General features: G+C 70.9%; 14 protein-coding genes. 5 read left to right on the top strand and 9 right to left on the bottom strand.

Annotated elements, in window-relative coordinates; genetic code table 11:
• Positions 1–562: 562 nt before the first annotated feature.
• From ACWGR4_RS01960 to ACWGR4_RS01930, 7 genes are all read right to left on the bottom strand, one after another.
• The gene (locus ACWGR4_RS01960; protein ID WP_452128285.1) at positions 563–1,948 is read right to left on the bottom strand and encodes a lyase family protein; all 1,386 of its coding nucleotides are present in this window, start codon (positions 1,946–1,948) and stop codon (positions 563–565) included.
• Positions 1,945–3,930 carry an FAD/NAD(P)-binding protein gene (locus tag ACWGR4_RS01955; RefSeq protein ID WP_452128284.1) on the bottom strand — a complete coding sequence of 662 codons (1,986 nt, stop codon included), beginning with the start codon at positions 3,928–3,930 and terminating at the stop codon, positions 1,945–1,947. Before ACWGR4_RS01955 ends, ACWGR4_RS01960 begins: the two co-directional genes overlap by 4 nt.
• On the bottom strand, positions 3,927–5,879 hold the full coding sequence (locus ACWGR4_RS01950; RefSeq protein ID WP_452128283.1) for an anthranilate synthase family protein: 1,953 nt from the start codon (positions 5,877–5,879) through the stop codon (positions 3,927–3,929). The genes ACWGR4_RS01955 and ACWGR4_RS01950 overlap by 4 nt, the downstream gene beginning before the upstream one ends.
• Complete coding sequence (locus ACWGR4_RS01945; protein ID WP_379996768.1) at positions 5,876–6,577, bottom strand: isochorismatase family protein; 702 nt, start codon at positions 6,575–6,577, stop codon at positions 5,876–5,878. The genes ACWGR4_RS01950 and ACWGR4_RS01945 overlap by 4 nt, the downstream gene beginning before the upstream one ends.
• A gap of 13 nt (positions 6,578–6,590) precedes the next feature.
• Complete coding sequence (locus ACWGR4_RS01940) at positions 6,591–7,361, bottom strand: 2,3-dihydro-2,3-dihydroxybenzoate dehydrogenase (protein ID WP_379996766.1); 771 nt, start codon at positions 7,359–7,361, stop codon at positions 6,591–6,593.
• Positions 7,358–8,599 (bottom strand): 3-deoxy-7-phosphoheptulonate synthase, encoded by a 1,242-nt coding sequence (locus tag ACWGR4_RS01935; RefSeq protein ID WP_452128282.1) that lies wholly within the window; start codon positions 8,597–8,599, stop codon positions 7,358–7,360. Before ACWGR4_RS01935 ends, ACWGR4_RS01940 begins: the two co-directional genes overlap by 4 nt.
• A gap of 398 nt (positions 8,600–8,997) precedes the next feature.
• Positions 8,998–9,393, bottom strand: coding sequence for a YybH family protein (locus ACWGR4_RS01930; protein ID WP_452128281.1), 396 nt, complete (start codon positions 9,391–9,393; stop codon positions 8,998–9,000).
• Between the two features lie 201 nt (positions 9,394–9,594).
• Between ACWGR4_RS01930 and ACWGR4_RS01925 the strand changes: the two genes are divergently transcribed.
• The 3 genes from ACWGR4_RS01925 (at position 9,595) to ACWGR4_RS01915 (ending at position 11,665) form a co-directional block, all read left to right on the top strand.
• Positions 9,595–10,263 carry a flavodoxin family protein gene (locus ACWGR4_RS01925; RefSeq protein WP_160161564.1) on the top strand — a complete coding sequence of 223 codons (669 nt, stop codon included), beginning with the start codon at positions 9,595–9,597 and terminating at the stop codon, positions 10,261–10,263.
• A gap of 60 nt (positions 10,264–10,323) precedes the next feature.
• On the top strand, positions 10,324–11,121 hold the full coding sequence (locus tag ACWGR4_RS01920; RefSeq protein ID WP_452128280.1) for a VOC family protein: 798 nt from the start codon (positions 10,324–10,326) through the stop codon (positions 11,119–11,121).
• Positions 11,122–11,305: 184 nt separating this feature from the next.
• Positions 11,306–11,665 (top strand): transposase, encoded by a 360-nt coding sequence (locus tag ACWGR4_RS01915; protein WP_379996758.1) that lies wholly within the window; start codon positions 11,306–11,308, stop codon positions 11,663–11,665.
• A gap of 97 nt (positions 11,666–11,762) precedes the next feature.
• Here the strand turns inward: ACWGR4_RS01915 and ACWGR4_RS01910 are convergent, their stop codons facing one another.
• Together ACWGR4_RS01910 and ACWGR4_RS01905 are read right to left on the bottom strand one after the other, a co-directional pair.
• Positions 11,763–12,563 (bottom strand): arylamine N-acetyltransferase family protein, encoded by an 801-nt coding sequence (locus ACWGR4_RS01910; protein WP_078974696.1) that lies wholly within the window; start codon positions 12,561–12,563, stop codon positions 11,763–11,765.
• A complete protein-coding gene (locus tag ACWGR4_RS01905; RefSeq protein WP_452128279.1) occupies positions 12,560–13,576 on the bottom strand; it encodes an amidohydrolase family protein in 1,017 nt (338 codons plus the stop codon). Before ACWGR4_RS01905 ends, ACWGR4_RS01910 begins: the two co-directional genes overlap by 4 nt.
• A 264-nt stretch (positions 13,577–13,840) precedes the next feature.
• Between ACWGR4_RS01905 and ACWGR4_RS01900 the strand changes: the two genes are divergently transcribed.
• Both ACWGR4_RS01900 and ACWGR4_RS01895 read left to right on the top strand, forming a co-directional pair.
• Entirely contained in the window at positions 13,841–14,884 is a 1,044-nt protein-coding gene (locus ACWGR4_RS01900) for a 3-oxoacyl-ACP synthase III family protein (RefSeq protein ID WP_379996754.1), read from the top strand.
• A 57-nt stretch (positions 14,885–14,941) separates the two neighbouring features.
• Positions 14,942–15,481 carry an SRPBCC family protein gene (locus tag ACWGR4_RS01895; RefSeq protein ID WP_078974699.1) on the top strand — a complete coding sequence of 180 codons (540 nt, stop codon included), beginning with the start codon at positions 14,942–14,944 and terminating at the stop codon, positions 15,479–15,481.
• Positions 15,482–15,510: the final 29 nt, after the last annotated feature.

Below are 15,510 nucleotides of genomic sequence, written 5' to 3'. Positions count from 1 at the left end.
CACAGGGGTCCGGGGCGGTGCGCGGACTCGGCCCGGGGGGGAGCGGCTAGCGCGTCCGAATTCTTCCGGCGATCATGGCTCGACAACCAATACGGGTCGTTGGGGGAAATAAACCGACGGGTTTCTCGGCCCCGCCGCCACGATCGGGCCCGACAACCTTTCCGAGTCGTGGAGCCGTCCGCTCGTATTCATTGATCCCCCTTCATCCGGCCGACCGATCAAGGGCCGCACCGGGACTCACGACAAAGCCGTGGTGCCGCGGACCCGCATCCGCCGCACCCGACCTGCTGCCGTTTTCAGGTCAATGCGGTTCGAATTTAATCGCACAGTAGTTCGCCGGCAAGGTCGGGGCGCGGTCAGACTGGTCATCACCGGGTCAGGCCGGTCAGCGTTGCGGTCGGATGCGCGCCGATAGCGCACGGCCTGTAATTTTCCCGAAACACGCGAGCCGAGAAGGGATACCGGGATACCGGGATACCGGGAATATTGTCGCGCGGAAGATACCGGGTATCGGGTGGGTGCCGGGCCGGTCGGCGGGGGACACCGACCGGCTCGGGTCCGCTCAGTCCCCGGGGTCCGCGCGCAGGGACCGCTCGACCAGGTCGGCGGCGGCGCCGGTGTAGCCGGCCGGGTCGCAGAGCCGGGTCAGCTCGGCGGCGTCGAGATGCTCGGCCACCTCGGGCATGCCCGCGAGGTGGTCGGCGAGCGGGCGGCCCCGTCGATCGGCCGCCTCGACGGCGCGGGTGAGCAGCGCCGCGGCGGCGGGCTTTCCCAGGTGCGCCGCCAGCACGCCGGCGACCCGTTCGGCGACGATCGCGCCGCCGGTGAGGGCGAGATTGGCGCGCATGCGCTCGGGCCGCACGACCAGGCCCTCGGCCAACTCCACGGCGGTGTGCGCGGCGCCGCCGGTCAGCCGCAGGCACTCGCGCAGCGGTTGCCACTCGGCATGCCACGCGCCGCCCGAGCGTTCGTCCTCGGCGAGCATGCACTGGGCCAACACCGCGGCCTGCCCCGGCACTTGCAGCGCGGCGCTGCGAATCAGCGTGGCCAGTACCGGATTACGCTTCTGCGGCATGGCCGAGGAAGCGCCCCGCCCGGGCACGTGCGGCTCGACCACCTCTCCGACCTCGGTCCGGGTCGACGACTGCACGTCGACCGCGAACTTGCCCAGGGCACCGGCGGTATGCGCCCAGGCCGCGCCGACGTCGGCGATCGGCGTCCGCAGCGCATGCCACGGCAACGCCTGTGCGCACAGCCCGGTTTCCGCGGCGAACGCCGCCACCAGCCGCTCCGGGTCGGCGCCCGCCTCGACATACCCGGCCAGGGTGCCGGCCGCGCCGCCGAGCGAGACCGGCAGCCCGTTCGACACGGCGGCCACCCGCCGATCGGCATCCAGGACCAGCCGCCGCCAGCCCGCGGCCTTGAGCCCGAACGTGGTCGGCACCGCGTGCAGCGCGAGGGTTCGCCCGGCCACCGGCGTATCGCGGTGACGCCGGGCGAGGGCGCCCAACGCCGCGGCCACCCGGGCCAGATCCGCGCGCAGCAGCGCCGCCGCGCGCCGCACCACCAGCATCGCGGCGGTGTCGAAGATGTCCTGGCTGGTGGAACCCAGGTGCACGTGGCGCGCGGCGTGCGGATCGATCGCGGACACCACCCGGGTCAGCGCCCGGACCAGGGCGACCACCGGATTGGCGCTCTCGCGCGCGTCCACCGCCAGGGCCCGCAGGTCGAACCGGTCGGCGTGCGCGGCGGACGTGATCACCGCGGCTGCCGAGGCCGGCACCAGACCGAGCGCGGCCTGCGCCCGGGCCAGCGCGGCCTCGGCGTCCAGCATCGCCTGCAACCACGCCGCGTCGCCGACCGCCGCCTCCACCGGCGTGCCCGCGCGCACCGGCGACAACAACCCGGCGTCCACGAGCGGGAGTCGCTCGCCGGCGGCGTCGGTCATACCACGACCTCGATGTGCTCGCCCTCGGTCGCCGCGTCGATCTCGCGCCGGCTCGGGCCCAACGCGAGCACCGCGCGCGCGATCGCGTCCGCGTCGGCGATGGTCACCGAGTCCACGCCGGGTCGGATCCCGGCCGCGGTGACCCAGTGCACCGCCTCGGTGGGCACGCCGTACGCGAAGCGCCTGGGGTGCGCCCGGCCGTGCGCGTCGATCACCCGGTACGGCCGCTCCGTCACCGCCAGCCCGCCGGTCTCGTAGTCGTACTCGTCCTCGCCCGAACTCGGGATGCGGAAGGTCGTACACGCCTCGGTGTGCAGCAGATGGCGCAGCAGCGGATCCGCCGTGCGCCGCAGGTCGGGTTCCGGCAGCCGCGCCTCGATCAGGATCTGCGCCCGCACCGTGGGCCCGGGGACCGTGGTGGAGTCGGCGATGAAGGAGGGGGTGCGGGTGTCGATCCGGATCCGGGTGTCCGGGCCGGTCAATTCGAGCACGCCGGCCTCGATCAACGCGATCATCTGCTCGATCCGTCGTGGTGGCGGGCCGATCGACAGGAACGCGTTCAGGGGGGTGTACCAGCGCTCCAACTCGTCGCGGTGCGACGCCCCGTCCAGGCCGCCCTGGTCGACCGCCAGGCGGACCTCGTTGCGCAGGTCGCGCAGTACGTCGAGGGCGGCCTTGAACGGGCCGTTGACGTTGCCCTGGCGGGCCTGGCGCACATCCTCGGTGAGATGTTCCAGGAGCCACTTGCGGAACGCGTCCCGGTCCGCGAACTCCCGTCCCCGGAGCGGATCGGCGATGGTGTCCCAGCTCCAACGATCCGCGAGCGTGATGCCGCGGTCGGTCAGGACGGTGTCGCGCTCGGCCGGCCCGGCGCTCAGATACCGCTCGGCGAACTCGGCGCACTCCTCGCCCCGCCCGCTCCGCCGGAGCAGCGTCTCGTAGTAGACCGTCTCCACCTCGCGGGCGATCAGCGGCCACAGGTCCTGCTTGAAGGAGATCGGCGCGCCCTGCCGGGACCGCGCGCGCAGCCCGGCCACGTAGTCCGGGGTCAGCAGGCGCGGGAAGTAGCGGCCGTGCGCGCCCTTCTCGTTCTCGCCGCGTGCCTGGTAGGGCAGGCCGCGCCGGGAACTGGCGTACAGGATCGGTTCGTTGCCGCTCGGCCGGTACACCGTGCGCTCGTCGATCCGCTCGAACCGGCCGCCGCGGCCCAGGGTGAACAGCGCGAGGTAGTCGAAGAAGCACAGGCCCAGACCGCGCAGCAGTACGGGCCGGCCGGGTGCGACGGCGTCGAGGTCGGCGTCGGCCGGGTTGGTCGGGGTCAGGTAGGTCAGGTGGTTGATCCGCGCCAGGCTGGCCGTGCGCTCCTCCCGGGGCGTGGGCCGCGCCGCGACGTGTCCCTGGGCGAGCACGACCGCGTCCAGGTGGTTCAGCCGGGTCCCGTTGGCCAGCCGCACGCCCTGCGGCCCGCCGGTGAATCCGTGGGTGTCGGCCATCGCCACGGCGCGCGAGCGGTGCTCGCGGATCTCCACGTGCGCGGGCGCGCCGTCCCGGATGCGCCGGAAGCAGTCCGCGAAGTACCAGCCGCACAGGGTCCGCGTGGGGTAGTCGTTCGGCCCGAGCCGGCCCGCCTCGGCGAGCGTGGCCGGGTCGTATCGATCCGCCTCGACGCCCCCGGCCGCGTGCCGCAGCGCGAGGTCGGCGGCCCATTCGTACAGGCTCGGGCCGGGCTCGATCGGTCCGTCGATCCGCGACGCGGCGTCGGAGAAGACGGTGGTCTGCGAGGCGACCGTGTTGGTCAGCAGATGCCGCGACTGCTCGATCCGCCAGACCGCGCCGGCGCCGGGCGCGGCCGGGTCGACGACGTGCACGACCAGGCTCTCGTGAGTCGGCCGGGCACGTTCGTTCGCGCACAGTCGCTCCAGCACGGACAACCCGCGAGGACCGGTGCCGATGATGGCGATCTCGTGTGGCGTGGTGTTCACGGATGCACCCCTTCCGCGCCTCGGGCCGACGCGGTCGCGCGGTGTTGCCCGGCGTCGAGCACGTCGGCGATCAACGTGCCCAGGATGCGGACGCCGTCGCGGGTGAGCACCGACTCGGCGTGGAACTGCACGCCCGCGAAGTGCGGTCCGCGCAGCGCGTGTACCTCGTTGGCGCCGTCCTCGCGGCAGATCTCCACCGGGCCGACCTCGGGCAGATATGCCCGGTCGAACGCGCTGCGGGCCACGAAGCTGTTGTAGAACCCGACCCGTTCGGGGCGGCCGAACAGTTCGATGCTCTTCTGGACGCCCTGGTGCGGCGTCGCGCGGCGGCGCAGATCCAGGCCGAGTTGATGGCTGAGCACCTGGTGGCTCAGGCACACCGCGAGGAACGGGAGTCGCTCGGCGAGCAGTTGCTTGATGCCGTCGTGCAGGCGCTCGATTCGCGGATCGCCGTGGTCGAGCGGATCGCCGGGTCCCGGGCCCATCACCACGAGGTCGTGCTCGGTGAACGAGTACGGCTCGTCGTAGCTGCGTACGCTCACCCGCAGTCCGAGCGAGCGCAGTTGGTGCGCGATCATCGCGGTGAACGCGTCCTCGGCGTCGATCACCAGGATGTGCCTGCCGGCCAGGTTCGGGAACTCCCCCGCGTCGCTCCCGGGTCCGTCCAGCCAGAAGCGGGCCAGGTCGGTGTTGCGCTCGCGCAACGCGGCCCGTACCCGCGCGTGTCCGCCCAGCGAACGGGCCGGCGCCGACGCCGAACGCGGCGCGCCCAGCAGGCCGTTGGCCTTGACCCACGTCTCCGCCACTTCGGCGGCCGGCTGCGAATCGCGGACCAGGGTGGCACCGACCGCGATGGCCATCCGCCCGGAGGCGTCGATGTCGGCGGTGCGGATCAGGATCGACGAGTCCAGCGTGTGTCGTCCGGCGCCGTCCCGGCCGAACAGCGCGAGCACCCCGGAGTAGTAGCCGCGGCCCTCTGGTTCGTACCGGGCGATCACCCGGGCGGCGCTCTCCACCGGACTGCCGGTGACGGTCGGCGCGAACAGCGTGGTGCGCAACGCCTCGCGGACGTCGCGGTCGGTGCGCCCCTCGATGAGGTATTCGGTGTGTGCGAGCCGGGCCATCTCCTTGAGGAACGGCCCCACCACCCGCACGCCTTGGTCGCAGACCCGGGACATCATCTTGAGTTCCTCGTCCACGACCATGTACAGCTCGTAGGTCTCCTTGCGGTCGCGCAGGAAGCCCATGACGCCGGCCGGCGTGGGCCCGGAGGTGGGATACCGGTAGGTGCCGCTGATCGGGTTCATCACCGCGACGCCCTGACGCAGGCTCAGATGCAGTTCCGGGCTGGCGCCGACCAGGGTGCGGGTGCCGGTGTGCACCAGGAACGTCCAGTAGGCGCCGGATTCGTGCGCGAGCAGGCGGCGCAGGAAGGCGGCGGCGGTGGCCGGGGTGTAGTCGGTGATGTCGGCGAGGAAGCGGCGCTTGAGCACGAAGTTCGCGCCCTCGCCGGTGCTGATCTCATCCCTCAGCACGTCGGCGACGAGCGCGGCGTAGGCGTCGTCGTCGATGTCGAAGTGCCCGTCCGTCCAGTCGATCTCCGCGTCCGGCAGTCGGTCGAGCACGTCGGCGCGGGCGAGCGTGGCCTGCTCCCGGACGGTCATCGTCACCAGCGGTGCGCCGTCGTCGGGCGCCGGCAGGCCGCGTTCGGCGAGTTGGCGATACGGCAGCAGCGCCAATACGTCCGGGCCGGCCGGTCCGTAGGGCGAGTCGGGGATGGGGATGTCGGCGACGCGGTCCACCACACCGATGTCCCCGGTGAGGATCTCCACCCGGTCGCCGGCGGTGACCGTGGGGCGGTACAGCAGCGCGAACGGCGGCGGGTCGGCGGCCAGGACCCGTTCCAGGAGGGCCCGGGCCGCGTCCTCGGCCGGGGGCGTAGGGCTCATCTCGCGGCCCCGATCCTCGTCGCCTCGACCCCGGCGGGCGGCGCGCCCGCCACGACCGGGACGAGCGGGCCGTCGTCGGTGCGCAGCCCTCGCGTGGTGGCGACCACCGCGCACTGGAGGGCGGCGTATTCCAGGGCGAGGGCGTGGTCGGCCGCGGAGAAGTCGGCGACCGCGTCGGCGACCAGGAAGGTGCGGATGTCGTTGGTGAACGCGTCCACGGCGGTCATCAACACGCCGACGTGCGCGTAGATCCCACAGACCACGAGCTGATCGCGGCCGCACGCGCGCATGCGCTCCAGCAGGTCGGAGCGGAAGAAGGCGCTGTAGCGCCACTTGGTGAGCAGCCAGTCGCCCGGACGCGGGGCCAACTCGTCGACGACCGCCCGGTCCTCGGCGGACACCCGCATGCCCGGACCCCAGAAGTCCAGCAGCAGGCCGCGCTGTTCGGCGGTCATGGAGCCCGGCTGGGCGGTGAACGCGACGGGCATCCCGAGGTGGGCGCAGCGTTCTCGCAACAGCACGATGTTGTCGATCAGTTCGCGGCGCTGGGCGGCGGCAAACGGGCGCACGAAGTAGCGCTGCATGTCGTGCACGAGCAGGACCGCACGGTCCGGATCCACCGTCCACCGGGCGGTGTTGGCCGGCAGATCGCTCTCGCCGGGCAGCGGATATGGGGCAATGTCCGGGATACCGGGCATGATCGCTTTCCTTTCAGGCGCCGAGCGTGGCGCCACCGTCGACCGTCAGCTCGTGCAGCGTGATGTGCCCGGCCTGGTCGGACAGCAGGAAGAGCACCGCGGCGGCGATGTCCTCGGGCCGGGCGAGCTTGCCCAGCGGGATGCCGACGCGGAACGCGTCGGGGTCGCCCTCCAACGTGTGCGTACGCCCGCTGTCGTCGTGCCACATCGACCACAACATCGGCGTGTCGGTCGACCCGGGCGCGACCACGTTGCAGCGGATGCCGTACCGGGCCACCTCCAGGCCGAGCGACTTGGTGAACATCGTGGCCGCGGCCTTGGAGGCGGCGTAGCCGGCCATCTTCGCGCGCGGCGTACTGCCCCCGTTCGAGGACACCGTGACCAACGCCCCCGCACCGCGCGGCGCCATCCGGTCGACCACGGCGCGGGACATGTGGAACACCCCGCCGACGTTGACCGCGAACATGTCCGCCCAGTCGCGGTCGGACATCTCGCGGACCGGGCCGAGCCGCAATACGCCGGCCGCGTTGACCAGGAAGCGCACCGGGCCCAGCTGCGCCTCGACCGCCGCCACCGTGGCCTCGACCTCGTCCGCGACGGTGACGTCGGCGGGGAAGGCGGTCACGGGCAGCCCTTCGGCGACCAGCTCCGCGACGTACTTGCGCAGCCGGTCCGCGTCCCGGTCCACCGCCGCCACCGTCGTGCCGCGCTCGGCGAGCGCGCGCACCACCGTGCCGCCGATCCCCCCGGCGGCGCCGGTGACCACCGCGACCTCGTTCGTCATGTCGATTGCCCTCCTGTCGCTTGATGTACCGAGCCCGACCCGGCCTCGGCCGCCGTCCACGCGTCGGGCGCGACCTCGGCGTCCCAGGCGGCCAGGACGAGCAGTGCCTGCTCGGCCGTCAGGCGCGGATCGCAGAAGCTGGTGTAGACCTCGCCCGCCCGGTCGGCCTCCCACGTGTCGAACACACACTCCGTGACCTGGTCCGGGGTGGTCTCCAGGTGCACGCCGCCCGGGTGTTCGCCGGCCTCGGCGAGCACCGCGCGGAACGCGGCGACCTCGCGGCGGAGCGTGCGCACGTAGCGCGTCTTGTAACCGCGTTCGGTCACCACGGTGTTGCCGTGCATCGGGTCGTTCAGCCACACCACCGGATGACCGGCCGCGCGCACCGCGCGGACCAGGGCGGGCAGCCGGTCGGCGATGGTGTCCGCGCCCATTCGGATGATCAGGGTGAGTCGGCCCGGCAGGCGGTCCGGGTCCAACCGCGAGCACAGTTCGATCAGTTCGGCCGGGTCGATGTCCGGGCCGACCTTGACCGCGACCGGGTTGACCACCTTCGCGAGCAGCGCCACGTGCGCGCCGTCGACCTGGCGGGTGCGTTCGCCGATCCACGGCCAGTGCGTCGAGGTCAGCAGCAGATCGCCGGACTCGGTCCGCCGCACCAGGGGCAGTTCGTAGTCCAGGACCAGCGCCTCGTGGCTGGTCCACACCGGCACCCTCGGGTGGGCGGCCCGGTGCCGGTCCAGGTGTCCCATGATCTCGGACGCGGCCAGATAGCCGGTGACCAGGCGCAGCGGATCGGGCTGCCGCTCCTGCGCCACCGGCTTCGGGCCGTTGACCAAGTGACCGCGGTAGACCGGAAGTTCGATGCCACCGACATACTCGGTCGGGCGGGATCGGGGCTTGGCGAACTGGCCCGCGATGCGCCCGACGCGCACGACCGGGCGGCGCCCGAGCCGTTCCATCGCACCGGCGAGCAGGTCGAGGACGGCGATCCGGCGGGCGACATCGGCCTCGCCGCACTCCCCGGGATCCTCGGCGCAGTCGCCGGCCTGGATCACCTCCGCCGCACCGGCGCTCACCTGCGCGAGGCCGCGGCGCAGCGTACGCACGTCGGTTTCGCCGACCAGGCCGGGGCGTCCCGCCAGCGTTTGTCGAACACTGTGGATCTGGGCGTCGTCCTCCCAGTCCGGCTGTTGCGCGGCCGATTGCCGCAGAATCGGCAGCAGGTCACTGGTCAATGCCGGCTCCAGCGATTGAATGCCCACCCGGACGGCCGCGGTTATTCGGCGCGGCCGTCCGGTCTCGGAATTTACTTGGACGGTGATCCGAAACGACTGAAGAGAACACGCCCCCACCCTCGCTCTTTTGTCCGAACGCGCCAAGGGCGGGGGTTCCGGTTCGTCAGGTCGGTGCGAGTCTGTCAGCTGGCCGGACATCTGACAGATTCGCGGAAATCGGCTTGGCCGGTCATTTACCGTCTGCGAGGGTGCCGGTACGAGCCGAATTCCCGGATCGAAAAACGGGCGTGAATACGCGCCGGGAAATGAATTCGGACCCGGTGTCGGGACCGGCCGGCGCCGCCGCGCCTACCGCCGGGCGAACGCGCCGCGGGCCGGCCGGGGCCGCCCGGGATCGTTCAGCTCGTGCCCGAGGGGTTGGAGATCACGTACCGCCAACAGCCGTCCGCGCCCCGCCGGGCGACATCGGTCGCGGTGCCCTCGATGTGCACGTGAACACCGTCCGGGCCCACCCCGTCGTGCACGTAGTCGTTGATCACCAGGGCGATGTCGCCGACCACGTAGACATTGCGCAGCGAGACGGCGATCGGGATGCGATGGTGCAGCACCGTCGGCAGCGCGGCCCGCCGCTGCGCGCCCGCCGTGGTGACTCCCGGCTCGCGCACATGCATGCCCTCCGGTTCGAAAAGCTCCTGGAGCAGTTCGAGGTTCCGGTCGTTGAAGGCGCCCACGAAGGTGTGCAGGAGCTCGGCCGGCTCGGCGGGAAGGCGTACGTCGTTTCGAATGGCAGACATGGTTCGAGTACAGCATCAGGCGGCGGAGTCGGACAGAACCGAGGGGCATGTCTGTCACCTCGGGTTTTCCGGCCCCGGCAATACCCCGACGGACCTGACAGATCCCGAAATCATATCTGGGCCGATCTTTTGTCGACCCGGCATGATGTCGGCGATATCTGCCCACGCAGAGACGATATCGGCTCACCGGGAGCGTACCCCTTGACCAACATCACCATCATCTTCCATTCGCGCAGCGGCAACATTTACCAGCTCGTCGAAAAGGCCGCGCAGACGGCTCGGGCCGCGGGCGCCGAGGTGCGCGTACGCAAGGTGGCCGAGTTGCCCGATCCGATGATCCTGGACAAGCAGGCGTATCAGGATCTGGCGACCGCCACGGCGGAGATTCCGGAGGCGGGCCTGGACGACCTGGTGTGGGCCGACGCGATCATGATCGGCACGCCGGTCCACTACGGACTGCCCGCGCCGCAGATCCTGAACTTCTTCGACCACACCGGACCGGTCGCCATTCCGGGCAAGTTGATGAACAAGGCGGTTTCCGCGTTTGCTTCGGGGTCGATGCCGCACGCGGGCCAGCAGGCGACGATCCTGGCGCTGCACAACGCGTTCTGCCACTGGGGGTCGGTGATCGTCTCCAACGGTTCGGCCGCGGCGGTGCTGCACCAGCCCGGAAACGGCGCGCCGTACGGCACCGGCACCATCTCGCGGCACGAGGCGAACAGCGTCACCGACGACAACCTCGGCGCGATCGAGTACCAGACGCTGCGCACCCTCCAGGTCGCGGGCGCGCTCAAGCGCGGACTCGAACCGGAGCCGGGGATCACCCTGGTGAGCGAGGAACGGCTGCGGAAATTCGGCCTCGACATCTGAGGCGAGCACGATCCGGCGATGGGCACCGTCCGGCGACACGAACGAACCGAGGAACCCCGCATGACATTTCGCGACACCGCGTGGCCGGAGGGTACGCCCTGCTGGGTGGAGGTCCGGGTCTTTGATCCCAAACACACGAGCGAGTTCTACGGAGCCCTGTTCGGATGGGAATTCCTGGACCGGGGCGAGGAGTACGACCACTATCTGACGGCGAGTCTGGCCGGTCGCACGGTCGCCGACATCGGTCCCCGGTTCGAGGAGCCGGCGGGCGCGCCGTCGGCGTGGCTCGTCTGCATCGCGGTCGAGAGCGCCGACGCGGTGGCGGAGCGGATCGTCCGGGCGGGCGGGACGCTGACGGTGGAGCCGACCGACGTCGGCACGCACGGCAGGTTCGCGGTGGCGGCCGACCCGGGCGGAGCGGTGTTCGGGATCTGGCAGGCGGACGAGTACTTCGGCGCCGAGGTCACGGACGCACCCGGCGCGGCGGTGTGGCACCGGTGCCTGACCCGGGATCACGCGGCGGCGCAGGCCTTCTATGTCGAGGTGTTCGGCTACACGGTCACGCCCGAGCCGGGCGGGCCGGGCAGTTCGGGCGGCGGCCCGGACGCTGCGAACGGCGTCGTGTTGCGGCTCGACGGCCGCCCCGTGGCCGGCCTCGCCGAGGCGGGCGCGGGGGCGGCGTCGCACTGGCTGGTCACGTTCGGGGTCGCCGAGTTGGCGACCGCGGTGACGAAGGTGACCGCGTCGGGTGGTTCCGTCGTGACCGGTCCGTACGACACGCCGCGCGGCCCGAGCGTCCTGGTCGCCGACGAACAGGGCACCCCGTTCGAGGTGGTCGCGGTGGGCGCGGCGACCTGACGGGGGGCGGCACCCGGAAATCGTCCCGAAGTCCGTTTCGTGCGGGCTTCGGGACGATGTCGTGTCCGGGGTTCGACGGCGCTTCCAACCGCTGTGTCCACACGCGGGTACGAAGCGTGAACAAGGCGCGGGAGTAAGGGAGTTGCCCACATCCGGGGGCGCCTGCCGTGGCATGCTGCGCGTCATGGTGGGTGATGCGCTGTCGGGGCGGTTGGTGTCGGATCGTCTGTGGGAGTTGGTGGTTCCGTTGTTGCCCGGGTTCGGGGTGCGGCGGCAGGGGGGTGGTCGGGCGCCGGTGGAGGAGCGCGCGGTGTTCACGGCGGTGGTGTTCGTGCTGACCAGTGGGTGTGCGTGGCGGCAGTTGCCGGCGTGTTTCGGGGTGGCGTCGCCGACGGCTCATCGTCGGTTCATGGTGTGGACGAACGCGGGGGTGTGGCCGCGGCTGCACCGGGCGGTACTCGACCACCCGGACTCCCGCGACGAGATCGAATGGGGCGAGGCGATCGCCCTGGCCGCCACCGCCCGCCGCACACGAGACACGTGAGCGCAGCCGTCGCACACGTGACCACGCGCGGACGCGACGAGGGGCCCGCGCGCCGACGTGCTCGCCCGGGCCCCGCACCATGTTCGGATCCGCGTTCCTAGTCGAACGCGATCTGCACCGTGCCGTCGGTGATCACCTTGACCGGCAGCCGGTCCAGCTTGATACCGAACCACTTGTCGTACGCGGTCAACAGCTCCTGCTCGTCGGTGATCGTCACGCTCTCCCGTCGATCACCCTCGACCCGGCTGAACCGGTCCTCCTTGAGGGTGACCCGGCCGGTCTCGGTCGGCAGCGAGCAGAACAGGTTCTGCAGGAACGGCGAGTCCGGCGCGGTGCGATACCACCACAGCGTGGGCGCGAAGTCGGACAGTTCGCACGGCACGTCGTAGACCCGGTACAGCGCCGTGTCGTTCGCCACGACGTCGATGCCGCCGTCGTCGGCCCGCTCGATCCGGAACGCGCCGTTCGGGTCCTCCTGGACCGCGTCGGTGTCCAGGGACAGCGGATACCTGCTGTTGCGACCGAAGCCGACGTCGACGAGCCATTCCCCGCCGTCGATCCGGACCTTGAGCGCGAGATGGCACAGCGGGGCGGTGAGATTGCCCTTGATCCACACCCGGCCCGGCATTATCGAAACCTCGTAACCGAGGCTTTGCAACAGGAAGGAAAGTGCCGGATTGACCTCGTAACAACCGCCGCCCCGACGCTCGTGGACGACCTTCGCGACCACCCTTTCATCCATCAGGATGTCCTCGCCGAGGTGATAGCTCAAATTCTCGAAGGGAACCGCGAACAGGTGCCTCCGGTTCAACTCGCGCAGCGACTCCAGGTCGGCCCGCTCCGGCCGTTCCGCGGCGATGCGATCCAGGTATGCGGATACCATGGCGTCGTCGATCACGTCAGCGATCCCCTTTCTGATTCCGAGTGGTCCGCGAATCGCGGGAAGAGTTCGGCCGCATTGCCCAACTGGATGCGGGTCAGCTCGTCCGGCGAGAACGCGCCGTGGTCGACGATGAAACGGCCGTTCTCCGCGCTGAACGATTCCGGCATGAACGGGAAGTCGGAGCCGACCAGGATCCGATCCGGCCGGGCGAACGAGCGCACCGAGGCGAACGCGTGCGGATCGCCGATCATGGCGGTGTCCGAGTAGAGCTTTTGCAGGTACCCGATCGGATCCTCCGGCAGCCGCTCGGCGAGATCGGAGACGATCAGCGGCCCGAGCGCGAGGCGGCCGGCGAAGTACGCCATGCCACCGCCGCCGTGGGACAGGATCAGCCGCAGCCCGGGGTGCCGCTCCAGCGTGCGGTTGTACAGGAGCTGAGCGGTCAGCCGGACCGTCTCGAACGGGAACTCGCAGAGCGAGGCCGGGAGTCCGAAGGCAGGCTGGCCGGTGGACGGGGGTACCGTCGGGTGCACGAACATCGGCACCCGGCGGCGCGCCGCCTCGGCCATGAACTCGTCGAGCGACGGGTCGCCGAGGTAGACCCCGTTGTAGTTGGTGATCAGCCCGACACCGTCGAGGCCGAGCACGTCCTGGCAGTACTCCAACTCGGCCAGCGCCGCGTCCACGTGCGGCAGCGGCAACACCGCGAAGGCGCCAAGCCGACCCGGGTGCCGGGACACCAGCTCTGCCATGAACTCGTTGATCCACCGGGCCAGATGGGCCCCGGTGTCCGCGTCCACCGCCGGCACCCCCGGCCAGATGTTGACCACGGCCGCCCGGATTCCCTGCCGGTCCATCATGTCCAGGCTGGTTTCGATTTTCCACGCCGGTTTGTCGACGCCGGGCAACGTCGATGCGAACCCGAGTCTCCGCAGTTCCTCGACATAGAATTCGGGAACGATGTGGTGATGTACGTCGATGGCGTTCGACCAAGGCGTGCCCACGGCCACGGAAGCGCTTGTCCGCATGAATTTCCTTCGTCCAGACGGTCCGGCACAGCAATACTCGACCCTAGTTTCGGCGTCGGGGAGTGTCGATGTGCCGGCGGTGAGTCTGTCACCTTCTGCGGACCGGTCGGTTTCCGCGCCGCCGACCGAGATGACAGTTCCCGATGCATTGTCTGGAAATCCCGCGACACCGCTGCCAATCTTTCCGGGCAGAGCAGCCGCACCGGGCGTCGATCGGGTCGTCGGCCCGGATTGCTGTTCCGCGCCGACACGAGATGGGTGAATATGACTACGCACGCAGTCGGAGCACCGGGTGGGGACGCGGTCGGGATCCTCGGTACCGGCTCCTACCTCCCCGGCGACGTGGTGACCAATACCGACGTCGGCACGCCGGCCGGAGTGACCGACGAGTGGATCACCCGCAAGACCGGGATCCGCGAGCGCCGTTGGGCCAAGGCCGACGAAGCCACCTCGGACCTGGCGGCGATGGCCGCGCGCGCCGCCCTCGGCAACGCCGGCGTCCGGGCCGAACAGGTCTCGCTCGTGATCGTGGCGACGTCCACGCCGGACTCGCCACAACCCCCGACCGCCGCCGCCGTCGCGGCCGAACTCGATGTCCCTCCGGGCACCCCGGCGTTCGACCTGAACGCCGTGTGCAGCGGCTTCGTCTTCGCGCTCACCACCGCGGAGCGGATGATCCGGGGCACCGGCGGCCACGCCGTGGTGATCGGCGCCGACATCTACTCGCGCACCCTCGATCCGAGCGACCACCGCACCTCGGTGTTGTTCGGCGACGGCGCGGGCGCGGTGGTGCTCGGCCCCGGTGCCGGTCGCGGGGTCCTGGCCACCCGACTGGCCACCTATCCGGCGGAGCGCCAGTTGATCCGGGTGCCCGCCGGCGGCTCCCGGATCCCGGCCTCGCCGGCGTCCCTCGATCAGGGACTGCACTACTTTCGGATGGACGGGCGGGCGGTCCGCGACTTCGTGGCCGAGCAGGTCGGCCCGCTGATCCGCGCCTTCCTGGCGGAGCACGCGCCGAACCCCGCGCGGCCGCCGCACTTCGTGCCGCACCAGGCCAACGGCCGGATGATCGAGGCCCTCGCCGACGACCTCGGCTTCCCGATCGAGCGCACGCACACCACCGTCGAACGTTTCGGAAATACCGGCGCGGCGTCCATACCCATTTCCCTGGATGCCGCCGCCGACCGCTTCGAAGCCGGCGATTCGGTACTGCTCGCCGGTTTCGGCGGGGGCATGGCCGTCGGTCTGGCACTCGTCGAATGGGACGGGCCACGCGGCGCGGATCGACGGACATCCGAAGACACCTGACGAATCCGACCACCGTTTCGTTGTACCGGGTGGCCGGCGCCCGGGATGATTTCATCCATGAGTGAAAGCAGCGTTACCACCCCCCTGTTCGAGGTCGATTTCGAAACGCGGGTGGGGAAATCGCCGGCGGCCGTCTACGCCGTGCTCAGCGACCTGCCGCGCTGCCGCGAGTGGAGCGAGGAGTGCACCGGCGGGGAATGGGTCGAGGGCGCGCCGGGCGCGGTCGGATCGGTCTTCCGCGGCGAGAACTTCCGTCGTACGGACGTGGTTTCGTGGGCTCCCGTGGTCCGCGGCGTCTGGCACACGCACGCCGAGGTGGTGGCCGCCGAACCCGGGCGCCGCTTCCGCTGGGCGATGCGGACCAACGACGGACGGGCCCAGGACAGCGTCTGGGGATTCGACATCGCCCCGGCCCCGGGCGGATCCACCCTCGTGCACACCTTCCGGATGGGTACCGCCACGGAGGGAATTCGGGGCATCACCGCCGAGATGACCGAGGACGAGAAGAAGAGATTCTTCGCCGAATGGGGAGCAAAGCTCGAAAAGGACATGGCGGCCACCGTGGCGCGGCTCAAAAAGGTCATCGAGGCCGACTGAGCGCACCTCGGCCGGCCGGCGCCGATATG

The sequence above is a fragment of the Embleya sp. NPDC055664 genome, assembly GCF_053618075.1.
Note: the sequence above shows the minus strand (reverse complement) of the source record. Positions and strands in the feature narration are given on the sequence as shown.